At 61.7% G+C, this 19,804-nt stretch carries 22 protein-coding genes; 9 read left to right on the top strand and 13 right to left on the bottom strand.

Translation table 11 applies throughout. The features are described from left to right. From JHD64_RS15990 to JHD64_RS15975, 4 genes are all read right to left on the bottom strand, one after another. Positions 1 to 961, bottom strand: a 961-nt coding sequence (locus JHD64_RS15990; protein WP_199054114.1) for a tryptophanase, incomplete at its 3' end; no start/stop codon positions are given. 390 nt (positions 962 to 1,351) lie between these two features. Continuing rightward, entirely contained in the window at positions 1,352 to 1,852 is a 501-nt protein-coding gene (locus JHD64_RS15985; protein ID WP_110313628.1) for a TPM domain-containing protein, read from the bottom strand. Continuing rightward, the gene (locus JHD64_RS15980) at positions 1,852 to 2,703 is read right to left on the bottom strand and encodes a YgcG family protein (RefSeq protein ID WP_199054112.1); all 852 of its coding nucleotides are present in this window, start codon (positions 2,701 to 2,703) and stop codon (positions 1,852 to 1,854) included. Before JHD64_RS15980 ends, JHD64_RS15985 begins: the two co-directional genes overlap by 1 nt. 2 nt (positions 2,704 to 2,705) lie before the next feature. After that, the gene (locus tag JHD64_RS15975; protein ID WP_193394307.1) at positions 2,706 to 3,311 is read right to left on the bottom strand and encodes a LemA family protein; all 606 of its coding nucleotides are present in this window, start codon (positions 3,309 to 3,311) and stop codon (positions 2,706 to 2,708) included. 211 nt (positions 3,312 to 3,522) lie between these two features. Here JHD64_RS15975 and JHD64_RS15970 point away from each other — a divergent pair, with 211 nt between their 5' ends. The 5 genes from JHD64_RS15970 (at position 3,523) to JHD64_RS15950 (ending at position 8,754) form a co-directional block, all read left to right on the top strand. Next, on the top strand, positions 3,523 to 4,899 hold the full coding sequence (locus tag JHD64_RS15970) for a peptide MFS transporter (RefSeq protein ID WP_199054111.1): 1,377 nt from the start codon (positions 3,523 to 3,525) through the stop codon (positions 4,897 to 4,899). Positions 4,900 to 5,064: 165 nt separating this feature from the next. Beyond that, the gene (locus JHD64_RS15965) at positions 5,065 to 6,537 is read left to right on the top strand and encodes a glycosyltransferase family 39 protein (RefSeq protein WP_199054109.1); all 1,473 of its coding nucleotides are present in this window, start codon (positions 5,065 to 5,067) and stop codon (positions 6,535 to 6,537) included. Positions 6,538 to 6,554: 17 nt separating this feature from the next. Then, on the top strand, positions 6,555 to 7,565 hold the full coding sequence (locus JHD64_RS15960; RefSeq protein ID WP_059287105.1) for a glycosyltransferase family 2 protein: 1,011 nt from the start codon (positions 6,555 to 6,557) through the stop codon (positions 7,563 to 7,565). Further along, the gene (locus JHD64_RS15955; RefSeq protein ID WP_199054107.1) at positions 7,562 to 7,951 is read left to right on the top strand and encodes a GtrA family protein; all 390 of its coding nucleotides are present in this window, start codon (positions 7,562 to 7,564) and stop codon (positions 7,949 to 7,951) included. Before JHD64_RS15960 ends, JHD64_RS15955 begins: the two co-directional genes overlap by 4 nt. Beyond that, entirely contained in the window at positions 7,948 to 8,754 is an 807-nt protein-coding gene (locus JHD64_RS15950; protein ID WP_059287107.1) for a ChbG/HpnK family deacetylase, read from the top strand. The genes JHD64_RS15955 and JHD64_RS15950 overlap by 4 nt, the downstream gene beginning before the upstream one ends. On the opposite strand, the gene JHD64_RS15945 is transcribed toward JHD64_RS15950, so the two are convergent. From JHD64_RS15945 to JHD64_RS15935, 3 genes are all read right to left on the bottom strand, one after another. Beyond that, positions 8,751 to 9,428, bottom strand: coding sequence for a TIGR01621 family pseudouridine synthase (locus tag JHD64_RS15945; protein ID WP_199054105.1), 678 nt, complete (start codon positions 9,426 to 9,428; stop codon positions 8,751 to 8,753). The genes JHD64_RS15950 and JHD64_RS15945 overlap by 4 nt on opposite strands. A gap of 41 nt (positions 9,429 to 9,469) precedes the next feature. Next, positions 9,470 to 9,955, bottom strand: coding sequence for an acyl-CoA thioesterase (locus tag JHD64_RS15940; RefSeq protein WP_059287108.1), 486 nt, complete (start codon positions 9,953 to 9,955; stop codon positions 9,470 to 9,472). A 118-nt stretch (positions 9,956 to 10,073) separates the two neighbouring features. Continuing rightward, positions 10,074 to 10,301, bottom strand: coding sequence for a hypothetical protein (locus JHD64_RS15935; protein ID WP_199054103.1), 228 nt, complete (start codon positions 10,299 to 10,301; stop codon positions 10,074 to 10,076). Here JHD64_RS15935 and JHD64_RS15930 point away from each other — a divergent pair. Further along, a complete protein-coding gene (locus tag JHD64_RS15930) occupies positions 10,300 to 10,929 on the top strand; it encodes a putative metalloprotease CJM1_0395 family protein (RefSeq protein ID WP_199054101.1) in 630 nt (209 codons plus the stop codon). The genes JHD64_RS15935 and JHD64_RS15930 overlap by 2 nt on opposite strands. A gap of 200 nt (positions 10,930 to 11,129) precedes the next feature. Here the strand turns inward: JHD64_RS15930 and JHD64_RS15925 are convergent, their stop codons facing one another. Beyond that, positions 11,130 to 11,813, bottom strand: a complete 684-nt coding sequence (locus JHD64_RS15925) for an LrgB family protein (protein ID WP_110313631.1) — start codon at positions 11,811 to 11,813, stop codon at positions 11,130 to 11,132. 1 nt (position 11,814) lies between these two features. Beyond that, on the bottom strand, positions 11,815 to 12,234 hold the full coding sequence (locus tag JHD64_RS15920) for a CidA/LrgA family protein (protein ID WP_199054099.1): 420 nt from the start codon (positions 12,232 to 12,234) through the stop codon (positions 11,815 to 11,817). A 106-nt stretch (positions 12,235 to 12,340) separates the two neighbouring features. On the opposite strand from JHD64_RS15920, the gene JHD64_RS15915 reads away from it, so the two are divergent. The 3 genes from JHD64_RS15915 (at position 12,341) to JHD64_RS15905 (ending at position 15,434) form a co-directional block, all read left to right on the top strand. Beyond that, on the top strand, positions 12,341 to 13,231 hold the full coding sequence (locus JHD64_RS15915; RefSeq protein ID WP_110313637.1) for a LysR family transcriptional regulator: 891 nt from the start codon (positions 12,341 to 12,343) through the stop codon (positions 13,229 to 13,231). 16 nt (positions 13,232 to 13,247) lie between these two features. Beyond that, positions 13,248 to 13,685: an LEA type 2 family protein gene (locus tag JHD64_RS15910; RefSeq protein WP_199054097.1), complete on the top strand. Its 438-nt coding sequence runs from the start codon at positions 13,248 to 13,250 to the stop codon at positions 13,683 to 13,685. A 522-nt stretch (positions 13,686 to 14,207) separates the two neighbouring features. Continuing rightward, positions 14,208 to 15,434, top strand: a complete 1,227-nt coding sequence (locus tag JHD64_RS15905) for an MFS transporter (RefSeq protein WP_199054095.1) — start codon at positions 14,208 to 14,210, stop codon at positions 15,432 to 15,434. Positions 15,435 to 15,505: 71 nt separating this feature from the next. Here JHD64_RS15905 and JHD64_RS15900 read toward each other — a convergent pair whose 3' ends face one another. The 4 genes from JHD64_RS15900 to lpdA form a co-directional block, all read right to left on the bottom strand. Continuing rightward, entirely contained in the window at positions 15,506 to 15,940 is a 435-nt protein-coding gene (locus JHD64_RS15900) for a hypothetical protein (RefSeq protein ID WP_059287348.1), read from the bottom strand. A gap of 171 nt (positions 15,941 to 16,111) precedes the next feature. After that, positions 16,112 to 16,996 (bottom strand): succinate--CoA ligase subunit alpha, encoded by an 885-nt coding sequence (gene sucD / locus JHD64_RS15895; protein ID WP_045845617.1) that lies wholly within the window; start codon positions 16,994 to 16,996, stop codon positions 16,112 to 16,114. Between the two features lie 27 nt (positions 16,997 to 17,023). Then, entirely contained in the window at positions 17,024 to 18,193 is a 1,170-nt protein-coding gene (gene sucC, locus JHD64_RS15890; RefSeq protein ID WP_045845616.1) for an ADP-forming succinate--CoA ligase subunit beta, read from the bottom strand. A 167-nt stretch (positions 18,194 to 18,360) separates the two neighbouring features. Then, the gene (lpdA, locus tag JHD64_RS15885; RefSeq protein ID WP_045845615.1) at positions 18,361 to 19,794 is read right to left on the bottom strand and encodes a dihydrolipoyl dehydrogenase; all 1,434 of its coding nucleotides are present in this window, start codon (positions 19,792 to 19,794) and stop codon (positions 18,361 to 18,363) included. Between the last annotated feature and the right edge of the window lie 10 nt (positions 19,795 to 19,804).

Here is a 19,804-nt window from a genome sequence, read left to right as displayed (position 1 = left end):
GATAAGCCGGGTCCAGCCCCTCTTTCAAACCGATGGCCAGCGCCTCCATATCACGCCCGGCCAGGCCGCCATAGGTGACAAAACCTTCCATCGGCACACAGCGCACCTGCACCGCCCGGCAGAGATCGGCATCATCCTTGAAGCAGCACAAGCCGCCAATATTCACCAGCCCGTCCTTCTTGGCCGACATGGTCAGCATGTCGCCGTAACTGAACATTTCCAGCACGATGGCTTCAATGGACTGGCCGGCATAGTCGGGATCGCGCTGGCGGATAAACCAGGCATTTTCGGCAAAGCGCGCCGCATCGATAATCACCGGGATGCCGTGCTGGCGTGCCAGTGTACTGGCAGCACGCATATTCGGCATCGACACCGGCTGGCCGCCAGCGCTATTGCAGGTCACGGTAATGATCAGCCCGGCAATATTCTCCGCCCCTTCGCTGGCAATGACCTCGGCCAGCCGCGGCAGGTCGAAATCGCCCTTCCAGTCGTAAGCAGTTTCGGTATCCAGCGCCTGCGGCGTCAGCACATTGATGGCACGGGCGCCGGCAATTTCGACATGCGCCTTGGTGGTATCAAAATGGTAATTGGAAATAAACACTGGCTGACTGCCACGGCAGCGCTTGACCAACTCGGGGAAGAGAATCTGCTCCGCCCCCCGGCCCTGATGGGTAGGAATGGTGTGCTGGTAGCCAAACAACTCCCTGACCGTGTCGGCCAGGTGAAAATAATTGCGGCTGCCGGCATAGGCTTCGTCCCCCAGCATCAGACCGGCCCATTGCCGGTCCGACATGGCACCGGTGCCGCTGTCGGTCAGCAGGTCGATATAGACGTCTTCAGCGCGCAGCAGGAAAGGATTCCAGCCTGCTTCAGCCAGCGCGCGGCGGCGGTATTCGGGGGTGGTTTGCTTGATCGGTTCCACCATCTTGATGCGGAACGGTTCAGGAATGCGACGTGCCATGCGTGATACTCCCTGCCCTGGCCGCATGCATAAGCCACAGACGACTACCGCCAGGGCAGTGGGTCTGGACGCAACAAGACCAAAGCTGTCAATTCAGAATGAAAGAATGAATACAACAGAACGCAGACGGCGCGGGGCCGCTACGTGGGGAGATCAACGACGGGGAAAGTCGTAGGCGAGCACGATATCGAGGGTAAACCAGTTTTTCGGCAGGCTGCCGTGGTTGGCAGCCGCCCGGTTCAAGCATGCCAACGTGTTCATGAACAAACACCTTAGTAGAAATAAGAGCCGGATGGCCGAGTGAGATTACTCCCAGCCATTGCGGCCGGCAAGAAGATTGTCAACCGGCCATGCAGTCAGGCCATCCATCAGGCCGTTACAGGCAAGCCCTCAGCGCACGATCACCGTATCCGGCAGCTCGTTTGCATGCGGTCCATGCGCCGGCGCATGCACGATAAGCAGGGCATGAATGCGCCACAAACCCTGCTGCAAGCCATCCAGATGCGCCCCTGCCGCAAACGACTGCTGCATGCTGGCGCAAATCTCCCGCCAGGCGCTCGCCGGCACCCGGCGGTCTATGCCACGGTCGGCAATGATTTCAATGCGTCGCTCCGCCAGCAGGACATACACCAGCACACCGGTATTGTGCTCGGTATCCCAGACGCGCAGCTGACCAAACCATTGCAGGGCGCGCTCGCGCGCAGTCATGCCGTGCAGGGCCTGCCGCCAGTCCAGCGCCGACTCCAGCACAAAGCGCAACTGCCCGGCGTGTTCACGCTCGGACAAGGCAATTTGCTGCTCCAGTTGCTGCACACTGGCTTGCGGAAACAATCGCCGCGCCTGCCAGCCGGTGCTGCGCAGGTTATGCCATGCTTTTTTCCAATGCCTCATCACCAGTTCCCCGAAGCGCCGCCGCCACCAAAATCGCCACCGCCACCCGACCAGCCGCCGCCACTGCGGCCGCCACCGCCACCGCTGCCCCAGCCACCTCCACCGCCACCACCCAGCACAATGCCGTGGCTGCCCAGCAACAGCGCAAACACCGCGGCCAGCCCGCCGGCCAGCAAGGCCAGCGCCACGCCGCCGCCCAGCCACAAGGTCAGCACGATGGCCACACAACCGGCAATAAAGCTCCCGACCAGCCGGCCGAACAAGCGGGTGAGCACGCCACCGCCAAACAGGGCAAAAAAGCCCAGCAAGGGCAGATTGTCCTCAATGCTGCCCGTAGCCGGAGCCGTGGCTTTGGGCGCTGGCAGGGCTTCGCCCTTGATCAGGCTCTCGATCTGGCCGACCGCCTGCATGATGCCCTCCAGCCTGTGCCCTGCCTGCAATGCGGGTTTGAGCGTGTCCTGCAGGATGCGCTTTGCCACTGCATCCGGAATCGGCCCTTCCAGCCCACGCCCTACCAGCAGCTGGGTCTGGTGTGCATTGGCCACGATCAGCAGCAGCACGCCATCGTCCACGCCCTTGCGCCCCAGCTTCCAGCTCTCCATTACGCGGGTGCCGTAATCAAACGGCGTCTCCGGGGCGATGTCGGGCACGATCAGTACGGCCAGCTGACTACCCTGCTGCTGGTGAAAGTCGAGCAAGTGCTGATTGAGCTGCTGCCGCTCGCTGGCACTCAGGAAACCCGCGGTGTCGATCACGGGCGCGCTTGGTGCCGGCAGCGGCGACTGCGCCAGGGCAAGCCCGGCCAGCAGCATGCTGCACCACCCCAGCAAACGCCGGAACAGGGGCCGCATGCTTATTGTCCGGCCGACGCAGGCTGAGCGAAGCTCACCGCCGGCGCTGCCGCAATGGCTTTCTCGTTCTCCACGCTAAAGTTCGGTCGTGTTTTCAGACCAAAGACCATGGCCGTCAGATTGCCGGGGAAGGTGCGCACCGTGCTGTTATACGACTGGATGGCGTCGATATAGCGTTTGCGCGCCAGGGCGATACGGTTTTCCGTGCCCTCCAGCTGCGCCTGCAAATCACGGAAAGCGCCATCGGCTTTCAGCTGCGGATAGTTTTCCGACACCACCAGCAGGCGCGACAGCGCCGAACCCAGTTGCTGTTGCGCCGCGGCGTAATCCTTCAGCTTTTGCGGATCGGTCGCGGTACTGGCATCCAGCTGGATGCTGCCCACCCGCGAACGTGCCGCCGTCACTTGGGTCAGCACGTCTTTTTCATGGCTGGCGTAGCCTTTCACCGTGTTGACCAGATTGGGGATCAGGTCGGCCCGGCGCTGGTACTGGTTGACGACTTCCGACCAGGCCGCGTTGGCCGCCTCGTCCTGGGTCTGCATGGTGTTGTAGCCGCAGCCGCTCAGGCCGCAGAGCAAGAGCAGGATCAACAGACACTTTTTCAGCATGAAATTCCCTTTCGATTGAAATACTTGCCCAATATCAAACATGGAATATTCGAATAACCTTATAATCATCAACAAGCACGGCAAACCGCAAATAAATATTCCACAACTGCGGATTTAGTCGCTACTATCGCCGCCTGCCAGAAAAACTGGCAATAAAACACTACAACATGTCACCGCAGAGTGACTTCCCCAGCTGCACAAGGAAATCTTTATGACCACCAGATCCCACCCCAAAGGGCTATACCTGCTCTTTGTTACGGAGATGTGGGAGCGCTTCAGCTATTACGGCATGCGCGCCATCTTTGTCCTGTTCATGATCAAGGCCCTGATGTTCGACAAGGCACACGCCGCCGACATCTATGGTACCTATACCGGGCTGGTTTATCTTACACCGCTGATCGGCGGCTATATCGCCGACCGCTACTGGGGCAATCGCCGCTCCATTCTGGCAGGCGGTGTGCTGATGGCCTGTGGCCAGTTCCTGCTGTTCTTTTCCGGCAGCCTGCACGACAGCAATCTGCAGATGGCTTCCTGGCTGCTGTATGGCGGCCTGGGCCTGCTGATTGCCGGCAATGGCCTGTTCAAGCCGAATATTTCCTCCATGGTGGGCCAGCTGTATGCCCCGGACGACAAACGGGTGGATTCGGCCTTCACCATTTTCTACATGGGCATCAATGCCGGCTCGCTGATCGCCCCGCTGATTTGCGGCACGCTGGGCGATACCGGCCATCCGAGTGACTTCAAATGGGGCTTCATGGCTGCCGGCTTCGGCATGCTGCTGAGCCTGCTGATATTCAGCCTGTTCAAGAACAGATATCTGGTTACCCCGGAAGGCAAGCCCATCGGCATGGCGCCGGCCCGCCATCACGCCAGCGGCGAAAAGGTGGTGCATGCGCCGCTGACGCGGGTGGAAAAGGAAAGACTGGCGGTCATCCTGATCGTGTCAGCCTTTGTCATCTTCTTCTGGTCCGCCTTCGAACAGGCGGGCGCCTCGCTGACCTTCTTTGCCGAAGAACAGACCAACCGCAATCTGCTGGGCTTTACCGTGCCGGCCTCCTACTTCCAGTCCATCAATCCGATCTCGGTCGTCATCTTCGCCCCGCTGTTCGCCATGCTGTGGACCACGCTGGGCAAGCATGGCCGCGAGCCGACCTCGCCGGTCAAGATGGCCTGCGGCCTGTTGTTCCTGGCGATTGGTTATCTGGTGATCGCCTTTGGCGTGGATGGACTGCAACCCGGCGTCAAGGTCAGCATGCTGTGGCTGGTCAGCCTCTACATGCTGCACACCTTCGGCGAGCTGTGCCTGTCGCCCATCGGCCTGTCGCTGGTGGTCAAGCTGTCGCCAGCCCGCTTTACCAGCCTGATGATGGGCATCTGGTTCCTGTCCAATGCCGCCGCCAACAAGCTGGCCGGCACCCTGTCCGAACTCTACCCGGACCCGACCAAGCCAGCCCCGCATTTGCTGGGCTACAGCATCAACAATCTGCATGACTTCTTCATGGTGTTTGTCGCCACCGCAGGGGTCGCTTCGCTGATTCTGTTCCTGCTGTCGAGCAAGCTGAAAAAAATGATGCACGGCCTGCAATAGGACCGTAGCGGGCCGGTCCGGCCTGCCATCCGCCAACGCCGCCGCCAGGCGGCGTTTTTACATGGGCACGCCGTGGCGCTTAAGACTAAAACAAGGCTGGCATGGTAAGCTGTGCGGGTTTTTTCCGACTCCCCAGGCCGCCCTGTGGCGTGCTGACTGGACTACATGACACCGTCCCCCGATACCCGGTGGCAGCGATTTGCCACCTATGCACTGTTTGCCCTGCTGCTGATTCGCCTGCTGGCGATGTGGGCCATTCCGCTGACCGACACCACTGAAGCGCGCTACGCCGAAATTGCCCGCAAGATGCTGGAAACCGGCAACTGGGTGACCTTGTGGCACGACTATGGAATTCCCTTCTGGGCCAAGCCACCGCTCTCCACCTGGACCTCTGCGGCCAGCATGGGCCTGTTTGGCGTCAACCCACTGGCCGCCCGTCTGCCGGCGCTGCTGTTGTCACTGGCGGTACTGTGGCTGGTGGCCGATGCTGCGCGCCAGCGCCTGGGGCGCGATGCCGCGCTGGCCAGCGTGCTGATTCTGGCTGGCAGCCTGCTGTTCTTTGGCGCGGCGGGCACGGTCATGACCGACCCGGCACTGATGTTCTGCGTCGCCCTGGCCCAGCTGGCGTTCTGGCATGCCATGCAAGGACGTGGCCGCCGCTGGGACTACCTGTTTTTCGTCGGCCTGGGCCTGGGTCTGCTGGCCAAGGGGCCGCTGGCCATCGTGCTGGTCGGCATGCCGATTTTCTGCTGGGTGCTGCTGCGCAATGAATGGAAAGCACTGTGGCAGCGCCTGCCGTGGATCAGCGGCAGCTTGCTGATGCTGGCCATTGCCCTGCCCTGGTATCTGCTGGCGGAATACCGCACCCCCGGCTTTCTCAATTACTTCATCATGGGCGAGCATGTCAGCCGCTTTCTCGATCCGGGCTGGAAAGGCGACAAATACGGCTATGCCCATGCCACCCCGCGCGGCATGATCTGGCTGTACTGGCTGGGTGCGATCTTTCCGTGGTCGCTGGCCATGCTGGTCTGGCTGGCAGGCCATGGCAAACAGGCCATCGGCCTGAGCAAGGATGGCGATGGCTGGCGGCTGTATGTGCTGCTGTGGAGCCTGATGACGCTGCTGTTCTTCACCATCTCCGGCAATATCATTTTCCCCTACCCGCTGCCCATGCTGCCGGGTTGCGCCCTGCTGTTTGCCACGCTGTGGCAAGCTGGACGCCAGCCCGGCCAGGGCAGCAGCCTGCCCTGGCTGGCCCTGGTATCCGGGCTGCTGCTGCTGATTGCGGTCGGCCTGCAATGGAGCCAGGGGCAACGTTACTTCCGTACCCAGCAGCAGGTCATCGCCGCCTGGCAGCAGCAGCACCCTGCCGCTGGCAGCAAGCTGATCTACTGGGATAGCCGCCGCGAGTTTTCCGCCGAGTTCTATAGCGAGGGCAAGGTGCTCACCACCAACCAGCCCGCTCAACTGCTGCAGCTGCTGGCCGACCCGCACCAGCGCTTCATCGTCACCGAGCAGCGCGACCTGCCCAGCCTGCCGGCCGCCGTGGCCGCCCGCTTCCAGCCGCTGGCCAGCTTTGAAGTAATGAAAGACCACATGCTGCTGTTGCGCGCCAAGGGCGCCGACAGCGCACCATGACAAGCAAGGAGACGCCGATGACCGCTACGCCACCCAGCGCCTTCGTACCACCGTATCTGCTGCAGCAACGCGCCGCAGACCGCCCGGCCGACCCGCTGGTCAGCTGCATCCTGCCGGCTTACAACGAGAGCGAAAATATCGTGCCGATGTTGCAGACCCTGCATGGTCTGCTCAGCGAGGCTGGCTTTCGCCATGAATTCATCGTGGTGGACGACGGCAGCCGCGACAATACCGTTGAGCAGGTGATGAGCCAGATCGAGCTGCTGCCGGTCACCCTGCTGCAGCTGTCGCGCAACTTCGGCAAGGAACTGGCGCTCACCGCCGGCATCGACCATGCCCATGGCGATGTGGCGGTGCTGATCGACAGCGATTTCCAGCATCCGCCGGAAATGGTGCCGGAATTCCTGCGTCAATGGCGTGCCGGCTACGACATGGTCTATAGCGTGCGCTCCAGCCGCGATAATGAAACCCTGGGCAAGCGGCTGTTCACCCGCGTGTTCTACACCCTGCTCAACAGCGGGGCGCGCCACAAGATTCCGGAAAACACCCAGGATTTTCGCGTGATGGACCGCTGCGTGCTGGAAGCCCTGCGCCAGATGCCGGAACGCAACCGCTTCATGAAGGGCCTGTACAACTGGGTGGGCTTTACCCAGCTGCCAGTGGAAACCCATACCAAGGAGCGCCGCGCCGGCAAGAGTAGCTTCAATTTTTTCAGCCTGCTCAATCTGGGGCTGACCGGGCTGACTGCCTTTTCCAATGTGCCGCTGCGCATGTGGACGCTGATTGGCAGCGCCATCTCGCTGGCCTCCATCCTGTATGCCAGCTGGGAGCTGATCCATACCCTGCTCTTCGGTAATGACCAGCCGGGCTGGCCCACGCTGGCGGTGGCCGTGTCCTTTCTGGGCGGGGTGCAGCTGCTGTCCATCGGCATTCTGGGCGAGTACATCGGCCGCATCTTCAGTGAAGTGAAACAGCGCCCCATCTATCTGCTCAGCCGCGTCAGCCGCTCCGGACAGGACAAGCCATGAAGCGCGAGCTGTTCTGGTTTGGCGTGATCGGCGTCAGCGCCATGCTGGCGCACTTCCTGCTGGTGGCCTGCCTGCTGGTGCCGGCCGGCCTGCCGCCGCTGCTGGCCAATGTCATCGCCTTCCTGCTGGCCTTCCAGATCAGCTACTGGGGACATCGCCACAAGACCTTCGAGGCCGGCCATGTGCCGCACCGCCAGGCATTGCCACGCTTCTTCATGGTGTCCTGCCTCAGCTTTGCCCTGAACGAGGCCATGTATTTCCTGCTCTTGCACTTTACCGCACTGGACTACCGCATCGCCTTGCTGATCGTGCTGGGCAGCGTGGCCGTGTTCACCTTTGTCCTGAGCAAGCTGTGGGCATTCTCGGGCCAGGCGCAGCCGACATGAGCCCACGCCGCTTCACCCTGTGTGCGGATGATTTCGCCCAGTCACCAGCCATCAGCCAGGGCATACTCGATTTGCTGCAGGCTGGCCGCCTGTCTGCCACCAGCGTGATGACGCAGTCGCCGCACTGGCCGGCCCTGGCCGCGCCACTGTCAGCGCTGCAGCAGCAAGCCGATATCGGCCTGCATTTCAATCTCACCCATGATTTCGCCAACGGCCCGCAGCTACTCAAGCCCCTGTCGCACTGGCTGCTGCTCAGCCAGCTGCGCTGTCTGCCCTATCAGGCCCTGCTGGACAGCCTGCTGCGCCAGATCGACCTGTTCAGCCAGCACCTGGGCCGCCTGCCGGACTTTATCGACGGCCACCAGCATGTGCATGCACTGCCCGTCGTGCGCGAGGCCCTGTTCGCCGCCATCGCCCTGCGCTGGACAGACAGCAACAAGCCCTATCTGCGTGCACCGGACCACTTGGGCCACCCTGGCGACAGCCGCCTGAAAGCCGTGGTACTACAAACGGTATGCCGCGGCTTTGCCCAGGCGGCCAGCCAGCACGGCCTGGTGTGCAATCGCTGGTTTGCCGGACTGTATGCGCTGACGCCGGAAGCCGGCTTTGCCACGCTGATGCAGCAGTGGCTGCAACACGGAGAGGAAGGTGCGCTGCTGATGTGCCACCCCGGCCTGCCGGCAGACGATGCCAGCGATCCGATCGCCGCTGCCCGTGCCGTGGAATATGGCTATCTGGGCAGCGCAGCCTTTGCCGAAGCCTGCCGCACGGCCGGAGTCGAGCTGGGAAAATTCAGCCATTAAAGCCGGGGCCAGGCCAGCGCCCACGGGGTAGCGACCTCGCGGGCCACACAGGACTGCAAGGCCGGGCTGACAAACTGCTCGCCTTGATCAGGCGGACAGACAAAGGCGAAATCCTCGCCATCCAGACTGAAGCGCAGCGCATAGGCGTGCAGATAGCCACGATCCGCCGCGCTGCCGCCATACAGGGTATCGCCCAGGATCGGCGCCGATTGCGACTTCAGCGCCACCCGCAGCTGATGGGTCTTGCCACTATGCGGCCGTAGCAAGAACAGACGCAGCCCAGGCTGCACCGAAAAGCTGAAAAACTGGGTGATCGCCGGATTGACCTGGCTGCCCAGCAGACGCCACGCCCCGCCCCGCCCCTTGTCCATGTCGCCCTTGATCAGCCCCTGTTTTTTCTGCGGCTTGCGATCAGACAGCGCCAGATAGTATTTCTCCACCTGATGTGCGGCAAAGGCTGCACCCAGCTGGCTGGCCACCTCGCTGGAACGGGCCAGCAGGATCAGCCCCGAGGTAATGCGATCCAGCCGGTGCACCGGCCACAGCGCCTCGTCCGCTAGCTCCGCCCGCACGCCATCCAGCAGGCCAGCCTCTGCGCCCTCGCGATGAAAGCTGACGCCGGCATGCTTGTTGATCAGGTAAAAACGTGGGTCGGTATGCAGCAGGGTAAACATGGCCAGGAACACCAGCGGAACAAAGCCGGCATTCTACCCGCTCAGCAGGGATCGCTGGTTTTTTGCTGGGCTTCCATGCGCAGTTTCTTGCGGATCTCGGCGTCGCGGAAACGCTTTTTCTGCTCGTCGGTGTCCAGGCTCAGGGGCGGCACCGCCACCGCCTTGCCATCTTCAAAGGCCACCATGGTGAAGTAGCAGCTATTGGTATGGCGTACACTGCGCCGCTGGATATCCTCGGCCACCACCTTGATGCCGATTTCCATCGACGTCCGGCCAACATGGTTGACGCTGGCCATGAAGGTCACCAGTTCGCCCACATGGATGGGCTGCTTGAACAGCACCTGGTCCACCGACAGGGTCACCACATAGCGCCCGGCATAGCGGCTGGCACAAGCATAAGCCACCTGGTCCAGCAGCTTGAGCAACACGCCGCCATGCACATTGCCGGAAAAATTGGCCATGTCCGGCATCATCAATACCGACATCACCAGTTCGCGCTGGTTTTCCTGTGCTGCCTGATCTTGCATATCCCTGCTTTCCTTAGCGTTATTCATTGTGCGGGCTTGCCGCGCGGCCAGCCCATGCCCGGCGTCCCGCCCGGACCCCGATAGCCTGTTCTGGCCGGATCCACCACAGCAATGGCCGTCATTCTGCCGCAGCAAGCGCGCACTGTCGCGCTTGGCATGCGGCCCCGGCCCGCCACCTGCCAGACACCACCTCATCCAGCCGCCAGCCCGCACGCAGCGCAGCGGCGGCAGGCGCTGATGCAGACAAGCCACAACGCTTTGCAACAGCCATAAAATAATCTTTGTATTCAATGAATTGAACCGCGCCATGCACTACACTGAAACTGTTCAGGATGGTGCCAATCATGAGCATTTCTTCCCTCTCCGCCAGTACTGGCTACCCGATCAGCAGCGGGCTGCAACACGGTCCGGCCTGCAACTGTCCGTCGTGCACGGCAGCGCGCATGGCGTCGATTGCCACCCCGGTGGCCGGCGTGACACCGCCCTCCCCCTCGGCCATTTACAGCGGCAAACCGCTCAGCCCCGACCAGCAAAAGCAGCTGGATGAACTGCGTGCGCGCGATGCCGATGTGCGCCAGCATGAGCAAGCCCACATGGCTGCCGGAGGAGCGCTGGTCAGTGGCGGGGCCAACTACAGTTATCAGGAAGGCCCGGATGGCAAGCAATATGCCATCGGTGGCGAAGTCAGCATCCGGCTGAGCAGCGGCCAGTCGCCGCAGGAAACCCTGAGCAATGCCAAACAGGTGGCTGCTGCCGCGCTCGCCCCGACCGACCCGTCCGGCCAGGACCGGGCAGTGGCCGCCGAAGCCGAACAAATGGCACAGCAAGCCCAGTCCGAAATCGACAAGCAGCAGCAACAGCAAGTGCAGCAAGCCCAGCACAACCCGGCCATCGATACCGCCAAGGCGATTTTTGCCGCCATCGCCCACCCGCAACCCAGCAGCAAGGGCAATGCGGTCGATACTTTTGCCTGACCCCGCGCTAGCAGAGATTCATCCCCGAACAGCCGTCTGCCATGAGTCTGTCATGGCTGGAGCGACGGCAAAAAAAATGGGCTGACCGGATAGGGTCAGCCCGAACAACGCTCGTGTGGGAGTACAACAAGAGGAGAGACACCACACACCACTCCCGATGGCATGGGCTTACTACAGAGAAATCTTGGCTCCGGTCCGTCTCAGACGAACCAGGCGATCAGCGGGGCGGCAAACACCGTGGCAATGCCCCCCAGCATCATGGTCAGGCTGGCCACCACGCCTTCTTCTGCCCCCAGTTCATTGGCCTTGGCCGTGCCGGCACCATGTGCGGCAGCCCCCAGCAAAGCCCCCTTGGCCAGACGCGAGCGCAAGGGCAGCAGCATCAGCATCACTTCACCCAGCAACATACCGGCCACACCGGTGATCACCACAAACACCGCGGTCAGATCGGGCGAGGCACCGATTGTGGACGCCGTGGCCAGGGCAAACGGCGTGCTGATCGACCGTGGTGCCAGGCTTTTCTGCAACAGCTCGGACAAACCGAAAGCCCGTGCCAGCCACACCGAACTCAATACCGCCACCGGCATCGCCACCAGTACACCGCAACTGAGCGACAAGGCATGTTTGCGGATCACCTGGCGCTGCTCGTAAATCGGGATGGCAAACGCCACCGTTGCCGGGCCAAGCAACCAGCTCAGCCAGTGCGTATCCTGAAAATAGGTGTGGTAGGGAATATGCCCCACCACCACTGCGCCAATCACCAGCAAGGGCACCGCCAGCAAGGGGGCGCTCCACCAGTTGCCAGTGCGGCGGTACAGCTTCTTGGCCAGCCAGTACAACACCAGCGTCAGCAGCAGACAGGCAAAAGCCAGCAGGTTTTCCATCTCACAGCACTCCATGCTGTCGCTTGCGCCGCTTCAGCAGGATTTCAAATTTGTAGCCGGCATCCACCACCAGCGAAGTCACCGTCATCACCAGCACGGTAGACAACAGGATCACCAGCACGACGCGCAGGCCGATACTGCCCAGCAGCTGCGGATACTGCACCACGGCCACGGTGGCCGGGATAAAGAACAACAACATCTCCGCCAGCAGCCAGCGCGCCCCGCTCTTGCACCAGGACAGGGGCAACCAGCCCAGCGCCAGCGCCGCCAGCACCAGGAACATGCCCAGCACACCCGCCGGAATTTCCGGCACATAAGCGTGGCTCAGGCGGCTGGCCAGCAGCCACACCAGACTGAGCAGCACCACTTGCGACAGCGTGGACAGGCTTTGCTTGACGGCAAGGTTCGGCAGGTTTTTCATGATCCGGTCACTCCGCAACCAGGAAACGTGAATCGAGTATAGTCGCCACCATTTCATTCAAAAAATGAATTAAAATTATCAAACTCATTCTTGAATGGAATCGATCATGGATATCCGGGCATTGCGCTACTTTGTCGAAGTGGTCAAACGGCACAGTTTCACCAAGGCGGCGGAAGCCTTGTTCGTGACCCAGCCCACCATCAGCAAGATGGTGAAGCAGCTGGAAGAAGAACTGGGCACGCCGCTGATCATCCGCGAGGGCCGCAGCTTCCGGCTGAGTGATGCCGGCAAGGTGGCGTTCGAGCGCGGGCTGGATGTGCTGTCGGCCATGAGCCAGCTCAAGAACGAGCTGAACGACCTGGCCGGGCTCTCCAGCGGCGAGCTGGTGGTGGGCCTGCCGCCCATGGTGGGCGTGGCCTTTTTCGCGCCGGTGGTCAGTACCTTTCGCGAGCGCTACCCCGGCATCGAGCTGAAAATGGTGGAGGATGGCGCCCTGGCCATCGAAAACAGCGTACGCAGTGGTGAACTGGAAATCGGCGTGGCGGTATTGCCGGTGGACAACAGCATCTTTCAGCAATTTGCCGTGGTACGCGACCCGCTATGTCTGGTGGCGCCGGCCGGCTCGCCCTGGCATGGCCGTTCGGTGGTCACCCTGCCCGATATCGCCGACCAGGACTTCGTGCTGTATCCGGAAGACTTCACCCTGTCCAGCCGCATCAGCCATGCCTTCCGCGAAATGGGCAAGCCGCTGCATATCGTCGGCCGCAGTGCACACTGGGATTTCATCGTCGAACTGGTCACCGCCCGGCTGGGGATTACCCTGCTGCCCCGCTCGGTGGTGGAAAGACTGGACCGGGAACTCTACGACGTGATTCCGGTATCCAACCCCTGGCTGATCTGGCATCTGGCCTTGATCTGGCAGCAGGGCAGCTATCTGTCCCATGCCGCCCGTGCCTGGATATCCGTCACCCAGGAAGTGCTGGGTGGCCTGCAATAACACTCAAGGAAACGCCATGAAACACTACCTTGCCCTGCTGCTTTGCCTGTGGCTGGCCGGCTGCAGCACGCTGGGCCTGCAAAAGCCGCAGGTCAGTCTGGTCGACATCCACCCGGCCGCCTCCACCCTGCTGGAGCAGAACTTCGATGTCACCCTGCGCCTGCAGAACCCCAACACACTGCCACTCAGCGCCAGCGGATTGCGCTTTGACCTGGATGTCGCCGGCAACCGCCTGGCCAGCGGCCTCAGCAATCAGGCCATTGCCGTACCGGCGCTGGGCGAAGCCGAAATCACCGTGCGGGTACATACCTCCACCCTCAGCTGGCTGAAACAGCTGGGCAAGGCCATGAATGGCTCAGGCAAGCTCGACTACCAGTTGCAGGGACAGCTGGAGGGCCTGCAAGGCATCGCCAGCCTGCCTTTCAGCAGCAGCGGGGAATGGAAGCTGCCCTGAATCTTGCCCTCTCCATCGCAGCCAGCTCGTACCAGTCGGCACTCTCCCGCGGCACGATGACCGTCATCTACCACCGACAAGAGCTGGCTGGCCAGGTTGACACGCGCTAAGACCCGCCCACGCTAGTGGCTGCGCATGCCCGTCGGTATGGTTGATCGGTTTCGCTAGCGGATTGGTGTTGCTCAAGCGGCAGCTGCCTGCTCAGCCAAGGGCCGACGCAGGCAGTGCTGTGCTACAGCCCGGCAGAAAGAACTGATCTTCGGCCAAATCAGCCCATTATCCCGATAATGGCTGGCGGATGATGCCTTCATCCACAGACCACCCTCCCCCGATTTATTACATTGGACTTCACTAGCAATTCCAGTTGCCAATTTGGGGGTATCCATGACAGACCAGCGGAATCAAGCTCCAGCCACACTCCACTCAACGACGGCCAGCGCCGCGCAGCCCAGCCAGCTAGCCGCGCGGCATCATGCGCTGTCCCACCCCCCGCCAGAGCATGCGGGGCCTTCCCGCAAAGTGGTGGCCGCGACCGTAGCCGGTAATGCACTGGAGTTTTACGATTTCGTCACCTATGCCTTCTTCGCGGTCTATATTGGCCGCACCTTTTTCCCGGCGACCGATGCACTGACCACCTTGTTGCTGTCCGTAGCGGTATTTGGCGTGGGTTTTGTCTCGCGTCCACTCGGAGGGGTGCTGATCGGTGCGTATGCCGACCGTGTGGGCCGACGCCCGGCCATGCTGCTGACCATCGCCCTGATTACCGTGGGCACCCTGGGCCTGGCCATTACCCCTGGCTATGCCCAGATCGGCGTGGCCGCTCCCGTCATTGTGGTGCTGTGCCGCTTGGTACAGGGCCTGGCACTGGGCGGTGAGGTAGGGCCATCCACGGCCTTCCTGATCGAGGCGGCCCCGCCCGGTCGCCGTGGCCTGTTCGGCAGCTGGCAGCTGGGCAGCCAGGGGCTGGCCACCCTGGTGGCGGGTCTGCTCGGGATGGGACTCAGTGCCAGTCTGAGCCAGGAACAGCTGCAGTCCTGGGGCTGGCGCCTACCCTTTGCACTGGGGCTGCTGCTGATCCCGCTGGCCATCTACCTGCGGCGCGCCATGCCGGAAACCCAGCAACAGCATGCCGAAGTCAGCAATGCCTCATGGGCCGATCTGCGCCGCCACGGTCGGCTTATCCTGCTGGCCATGCTGGTGGTACTGGGTGGCACGGTGGCAACTTATGTGAGTAATTACATGACCACCTTTGCCATCACCACGCTGCAACTCCCGGCAACGACCGCCATGGCCGCCACCGTGATCGTGGGCTTGATGACCTTTGTCTTCGCCCTGCTGGGCGGCTGGCTTTGCGACCGCTGGGGGCGCAAGGCGCTGATGATCTGGCCGCGACTACTTGCCTCACTCATCGCCTACCCGGCTTTCCTGTGGATGGCTGAACGTGGCGATGCCATCGCGCTGCTGATCACCAGTGCCCTGCTCGCCGCGCTGGGGGCGCTCAGCGGCGCGGCGTCGCTGGTGGCCATCCCCGAGCTGCTACCCGGCCGCATCCGCGCACTGGGCATGTCGGTCATTTATGCGGTGGGTGTGGCCATCTTCGGTGGCTCCACCCAATTCGTCATCACCTGGCTGATTGCCGTCAGTGGTAGTGCCGCCGCGCCCGCCCTCTACCTGACCGCCACTGGCCTGCTTGCGGTACTGGGCATGGCGCTGATGCCGGAAGGACGCGGACGCAAGCTGGAGCACTGAGCAAGGGCTGCGACAGAACAACACCAGCGCCATGCCATGTAGCAAGGATGCCCGCCATCTTGTTCGGCCCGCTAAGGACGCGGTACGGCCACACAATCGTTACCGTCAAAGCTGACGGATTCCACCAGCTGGGTCTTGCTGTTCACCACAAAATTGGTGGTGCAGCTGTAATGCTGCAGGCCGCCACCGGTAGTGCCGTCATAGACCCAGCGGCCCGGCGTTTCGATCACCCGGCTCTGGCCGTTTTCCGTCACGGTAAAGCGGCTGCCCGGCTCGAAGCGGCGGTTGTCAAAATACGGTTGCTGCTGGGTATAGGACTTGCTGTAGGTATACAGCGTATTGCCATTGGGCATGGTCATGCTCTTGCTGGGAGCACCCCATTCTGCCAACAGGGCATTGGCGTCCTTGCCCTGCCAGTAATACGCCTTTTGTGCATAGCCCTCACGGGTGGGGAAACTGCTGCAGGCGCTGGTGGCAAGCACCAACAGACAAAGCCAGTTGCGCATGGTCTTTCCTCTCCTCATTCAGCGGTCGACAGTTTCATCGGACCAACAGGCGGCCTTGCAGTTCTACCATAAACTGCCCTCGCCAGGCAGCGATGGCGCCATGGTCGGCGCACAGATAAAAAAAACGCCACCCGAGGGTGGCGTTGTCGTGTACAGCTATCCGCCAAGGGATCAGATCATGCCCTTGCTTTTCAGCAGTTCGAACATGGTCTTGCCGATTTCGGCCGGGCTGCGGGTGTAGGCGATGCCGGCCTTCTCGAAAGCCTTGAACTTCTCTTCGGCAGTACCCTTGCCGCCAGAGATGATGGCACCGGCGTGGCCCATGCGCTTGCCCTTGGGAGCAGTCACACCGGCGATATAGCCGACTACCGGCTTGGTCACGTAGGCCTTGGCAAATTCGGCAGCTTCTTCTTCGGCGGTACCACCGATTTCACCGATCATCACGATGGCGTCGGTATCCGGATCGTCCTGGAACAGCTTCAGGGCGTCGATGTGGCTGGTACCCGGGATCGGGTCGCCGCCGATACCGATGCAGGTGGACTGACCCAGACCCAGGGCAGTGGTTTGTGCCACTGCTTCGTAGGTCAGGGTGCCGGAACGGGACACGATACCGATACGGCCCGGGTTGTGGATGTGCCACGGCATGATGCCGATCTTGCACTCACCCGGGGTGATGATACCCGGGCAGTTGGGGCCGATCAGGCGGATGCCGGCTTCGTCCACGGCTTTTTTCACGTACAGCATGTCCAGGGTGGGCACGCCTTCGGTGATGCAGACAATCAGCTTCACGCCGCTGTCGATGGCTTCCAGGATGGAATCCTTGGCAAAAGCTGCCGGTACGTAGATGACCGAGGCATCAGCCTGGGTCTGACGCACGGCGTCCTTCATGGTGTTGAACACCGGCAGGCCCAAATGCTCGGAACCGCCCTTGCCCGGGGTCACGCCACCGACTACCTTGGTGCCAACCTTCAGCGCCTGTTCGGCGTGGAAGGTACCATTCTTGCCGGTGAAACCTTGCACCAGCACTTTGGTGTCTTTGTTTACCAATACGCTCATTTTGAAATCCTTATGCGGTGCAGGTGATTAAAGCGCAGCAACGGCAGCAACGATCTTCTCGGCTGCGTCGTTCAGGCCCTGGGCGGAAACCAGCTTCAGGCCGGATTCGTCCAGAATCTTGGCGCCCAGCTCGGCGTTGTTGCCTTCCAGGCGCACAACAACCGGCACGGTCACATTCACTTCTTTCACCGCGGCGATGATGGCTTCGGCAATCATGTCGCAACGTACGATGCCGCCGAAGATGTTGATCAGCACGCCCTTGACCGAATCATCGGCCAGGATCAGCTTGAAGGCTTCGATCACGCGGTCCTTGGTGGCACCACCACCCACGTCCAGGAAGTTGGCCGGCTGGCCGCCCTTCAGCTTGATGATGTCCATGGTGGCCATGGCCAGGCCAGCGCCGTTCACCATGCAGCCGATATTGCCTTCCAGGGCCACGTAGTTCAGGTCGAATTCGGAAGCCTTCACTTCGCGTTCGTTTTCCTGCGACTTGTCGCGCTGGGCCAGCAGGGCCGGGTGACGGTACAGGGCGTTGGAGTCCAGGTTGATCTTGCCATCAACGCAGGCCAGTTCGCCGTTTTCACGCAGTGCCAGCGGGTTGACTTCGAACAGGGCGAAGTCGTTTTCCACGAAGGCCTGGTAAGCGCCCAGCATCAGCTTGCTGAAGGCAGCGATTTGCGAACCGGACAGACCCAGGGCAAAGGCGGCATCACGCGCCTGGAAGGGCTGCATGCCCACCAGCGGGTTGATTTCGATCTTGATGATCTTTTCCGGGGTTTCTTCGGCTACTTTTTCGATTTCCACGCCGCCTTCGGTGGACACCATGAACACAACGCGCTGGCTGCCACGGTCCACTACGGCGCCCAGGTACAGTTCGCGCTGTACCGGGTACATGTCTTCGCATACCAATACGCTGTTGACCGGCTGGCCGGCTGCGTCGGTCTGATAGGTCACCAGGTTGGTGCCGATCAGGCTCTTGGCGACTTCAGCGGCTTCTTCACGGGTCTTGACCACTTTGACACCACCGGCCTTGCCACGGCCACCGGCATGCACCTGGGCCTTGACGACGGCAAACTTGCCGCCCAGTTGGTCATAAGCGGCAGCGGCTTCTTCCGGCGTGGTGGCCAGAATGCCCTTTTGTACCGGCAAGCCGTATTTGGCCAGCAGCTCTTTCGCTTGGTATTCGTGCAGGTTCATCTATGGTTTCCTTTCGGTGGAAATGATGGCGGGGCCCTGTCTGGCCAACGTCTCTATTCCTTGGTCGCTTCCTCAACCCTAATGTATCGGGGCGAACCTGTTCTCGCGGCAGGTCCTGCCCCATACCCTCTTGCGGGCCGTGTGAATTGTACACGGCCCCACGGCAATTAGCCGTGCAATGCGCGTTTGTCAGCCGCCAGTGCCGCTTCGTGTACCACTTCCGACAGGCTGGGGTGTGCGTGGACAATGCGTGCCAGGTCTTCGCTGGCGGCCTTGAATTCCATCGATACCACGCCTTCGGTCACCAGTTCGGACACCATCGGGCCGATCATGTGCAGGCCGAGGATGCGGTCGGTCTTGGCATCGGCCAGGATCTTCACCGTGCCCTGCGCCTGACCCAGACCCAGCGCGCGACCGTTGGCGGCGAAACCGGAAGTGCCCTTCTTGTATTCGATGCCTTCAGCCTTGAGCTGTTCTTCGGTCTTGCCCACCCAGGCGATTTCCGGCGAGGTGTAAATCACCCACGGAATCACGCCGAAATCGACATGCGGTTTCTGGCCGGCGATGCGTTCAGCCACGGCCACGCCTTCTTCGGAAGCCTTGTGCGCCAGCATCGGGCCACGTACCACGTCGCCAATCGCCCAGATGCCCGGCAGATTGGTGTGGCAGTGGTCGTCCACGGCAACAAAGCCACGCTCGTCCAGTTGCAGGCCAACGGCCTCGGCACCCAGACCGGCGGTGTTGGGCACGCGGCCGATGGAGACGATCAGCTTGTCAAACTCGGCCGCCACGGCTTCACCGTTCAGCTCGTAGTTGACGGTAACGTGCTTCTTGGTGGCCTTGATTTCGCCAATCTTCACGCCCAGCTTGATGTCCAGACCGGTGTCCTTGGTCAGGGTCTTGAAGGCTTCCTTGGCGATCTGCTGGTCGGCAGCGGCCAGGAAGGTCGGTGCGGCTTCCAGAATGGTCACTTCCGCGCCCAGACGCTTCCACACGCTACCCATTTCCAGGCCGATCACACCGGCACCGATCACGCCCAGGCGCTTCGGTACGGCGGTCAGCGCCAGGGCGCCTTCGTTGTCCAGCACCATGTGGTTGTCGGTGGCCAGGCCCGGCAGCTGACGCGGGCTGGAACCGGTGGCGATGATGACATTGGTCGCTTCCAGCGTATCCACCACCGCGCCGTTGTCGGTGACTTCGATCAGCCACTTGTCGCCCTGACGGCCCTTGAGGGCAGCCAGACCGTGGATGTTGGCAACCTTGTTCTTCTTGAACAGGAAGCTGATACCGGCAGCGTTCTTGCTGATGATGCCGGTCTTGCGTTCCAGCATGGCGGCCACGTCCATCTTGGCACCGGACACGGTGATGCCGTGCTTGGCAAAGTCGTGCTGTACCGCGTGGAAGTTTTCCGAGGACTGCAGCAGCGCCTTGGACGGGATGCAACCCACGTTCAGGCAGGTACCACCCAGCGAAGGCTTGCCTTCCGGGTTTTTGAACGCATCAACACAAGCGGTGTTGAAGCCCAGCTGGGCAGCACGAATGGCAGCCACATAACCGCCGGGGCCGCCACCGATTACAACTACATCAAACTGTTGGCTCATTGATTTTCCT

This window comes from Aquitalea sp. ASV15 (assembly GCF_016429115.1).
GTDB lineage: Bacteria > Pseudomonadota > Gammaproteobacteria > Burkholderiales > Chromobacteriaceae > Aquitalea > Aquitalea magnusonii.
This window is presented reverse-complemented; position numbering and strand designations above follow the sequence as displayed.

Bases quoted from the DNA above. Each gene is read 5' to 3' on its own strand.
- JHD64_RS15945 (WP_199054105.1), bottom strand. From the start codon at position 9,428: ATGTTTACCCTGCTGCATACCGACCCACGTTTTTACCTGATCAACAAG.
- sucC (WP_045845616.1), bottom strand. From the start codon at position 18,193: ATGAACCTGCACGAATACCAAGCGAAAGAGCTGCTGGCCAAATACGGC.
- JHD64_RS15925 (WP_110313631.1), bottom strand. From the start codon at position 11,813: ATGGAAAACCTGCTGGCTTTTGCCTGTCTGCTGCTGACGCTGGTGTTG.
- JHD64_RS15930 (WP_199054101.1), top strand. From the start codon at position 10,300: ATGAGCATTTCTTCCCTCTCCGCCAGTACTGGCTACCCGATCAGCAGC.
- JHD64_RS15965 (WP_199054109.1), top strand. From the start codon at position 5,065: ATGACACCGTCCCCCGATACCCGGTGGCAGCGATTTGCCACCTATGCA.
- JHD64_RS15915 (WP_110313637.1), top strand. From the start codon at position 12,341: ATGGATATCCGGGCATTGCGCTACTTTGTCGAAGTGGTCAAACGGCAC.
- JHD64_RS15910 (WP_199054097.1), top strand. From the start codon at position 13,248: ATGAAACACTACCTTGCCCTGCTGCTTTGCCTGTGGCTGGCCGGCTGC.
- JHD64_RS15950 (WP_059287107.1), top strand. From the start codon at position 7,948: ATGAGCCCACGCCGCTTCACCCTGTGTGCGGATGATTTCGCCCAGTCA.
- JHD64_RS15955 (WP_199054107.1), top strand. From the start codon at position 7,562: ATGAAGCGCGAGCTGTTCTGGTTTGGCGTGATCGGCGTCAGCGCCATG.
- JHD64_RS15975 (WP_193394307.1), bottom strand. From the start codon at position 3,311: ATGCTGAAAAAGTGTCTGTTGATCCTGCTCTTGCTCTGCGGCCTGAGC.
- JHD64_RS15970 (WP_199054111.1), top strand. From the start codon at position 3,523: ATGACCACCAGATCCCACCCCAAAGGGCTATACCTGCTCTTTGTTACG.
- sucD (WP_045845617.1), bottom strand. From the start codon at position 16,996: ATGAGCGTATTGGTAAACAAAGACACCAAAGTGCTGGTGCAAGGTTTC.
- JHD64_RS15960 (WP_059287105.1), top strand. From the start codon at position 6,555: ATGACCGCTACGCCACCCAGCGCCTTCGTACCACCGTATCTGCTGCAG.
- JHD64_RS15985 (WP_110313628.1), bottom strand. From the start codon at position 1,852: ATGAGGCATTGGAAAAAAGCATGGCATAACCTGCGCAGCACCGGCTGG.
- JHD64_RS15980 (WP_199054112.1), bottom strand. From the start codon at position 2,703: ATGCGGCCCCTGTTCCGGCGTTTGCTGGGGTGGTGCAGCATGCTGCTG.
- JHD64_RS15935 (WP_199054103.1), bottom strand. From the start codon at position 10,301: ATGATTGGCACCATCCTGAACAGTTTCAGTGTAGTGCATGGCGCGGTT.
- JHD64_RS15920 (WP_199054099.1), bottom strand. From the start codon at position 12,234: ATGAAAAACCTGCCGAACCTTGCCGTCAAGCAAAGCCTGTCCACGCTG.
- JHD64_RS15940 (WP_059287108.1), bottom strand. From the start codon at position 9,955: ATGCAAGATCAGGCAGCACAGGAAAACCAGCGCGAACTGGTGATGTCG.
- JHD64_RS15900 (WP_059287348.1), bottom strand. From the start codon at position 15,940: ATGCGCAACTGGCTTTGTCTGTTGGTGCTTGCCACCAGCGCCTGCAGC.
- lpdA (WP_045845615.1), bottom strand. From the start codon at position 19,794: ATGAGCCAACAGTTTGATGTAGTTGTAATCGGTGGCGGCCCCGGCGGT.